The 882-nt window shown below is 56.0% G+C and carries 1 protein-coding gene; it reads left to right on the top strand.

Annotated features, from left to right (window positions below; all coding sequences use genetic code 11):
- Positions 1 to 228: 228 nt before the first annotated feature.
- Positions 229 to 420, top strand: coding sequence for a hypothetical protein (locus IVB32_RS37065; protein ID WP_247413013.1), 192 nt, complete (start codon positions 229 to 231; stop codon positions 418 to 420).
- Positions 421 to 882 lie beyond the last annotated feature (462 nt).

The raw sequence follows: 882 nt of genomic DNA, 5'->3' as shown, positions 1-882 counted from the left end.
GACGCTTGGTGGCCTCTCGCTCTTGAGCTCGAGCCGCACGCTTCGGCATGCGTGGAGATTACGTTAGCTTAGATGCGAGGTACATCCGCCGCGCAATCAATGGATTCCACGAGCCGGTATAGCCGAACTGCCACACGTACAAAGATTCCGTACGCCACGCCTAGTTTGGCACCGGCTTAGACGGACATTCGAGTACGATGACGGTCGCCTTTGGGATCGGACTGCATTATGCGGTACAAGGTGTTCGTGGTGGACGGCAGCCGGCAACTGATCTGCGCTGCAAAGCTCGACTGCATTGACGAGCAGGCGGCGAGACGCCGAGCCGAGCAAATGCATGACGAGCACGACGTTGAGCTTTGGCAAGGCGATCGACTCGTTGCTGTGTTCCGAAGTGCAACGTCGAATGAAGATCGGAGCTAACGCGCGATCCTGAATAGACGGCCGGTCTCGCCGCCGAGTTAGTTCGAGCATTGTGAGGCACCCCGGCCTGGCTGGTTGCCGACATGTCGCAGCGACGTCGTCACCAAGGCTCGCTACTGCGGTCCCGGCCGTCTCTAAACGGCTCTTGCTCTGCCGCTCGCTTTGGTACGCTTTCTTCTTGTTCTTGCTTCTACATGTCGGAGTTTACTTCGAAGCTTCTCCACCTCTCTAAGCTCCTCCAGAAGCGCCTGGTGCCGTTCATTCAGAACAGCACTAGAAAAAATCTGACGCGTACTCGACATCACATGCCTCAGAAAATGATTTGAAGTAAGAAGTCGACGAAAAGCGAAAGATAAAGAATACTCCACCGAAGCTCAATGAGCTGAAGCCGCAGCCGCCAGATGCTCCCAGTACTCTGCCTCCGCAAGCAGTTTCCAGCTTCTCTCAGGTTGGAGTGCGGCA

The organism is Bradyrhizobium sp. 23, assembly GCF_023073295.1.
GTDB classification, from domain to species: Bacteria; Pseudomonadota; Alphaproteobacteria; order Rhizobiales; family Xanthobacteraceae; genus Bradyrhizobium; species Bradyrhizobium canariense_D.
Note: the sequence above shows the minus strand (reverse complement) of the source record. Positions and strands in the feature narration are given on the sequence as shown.

Excerpts from the sequence above, each read along its gene's own strand:
- IVB32_RS37065 (WP_247413013.1), top strand. The coding sequence starts at position 229 with ATGCGGTACAAGGTGTTCGTGGTGGACGGCAGCCGGCAACTGATCTGC.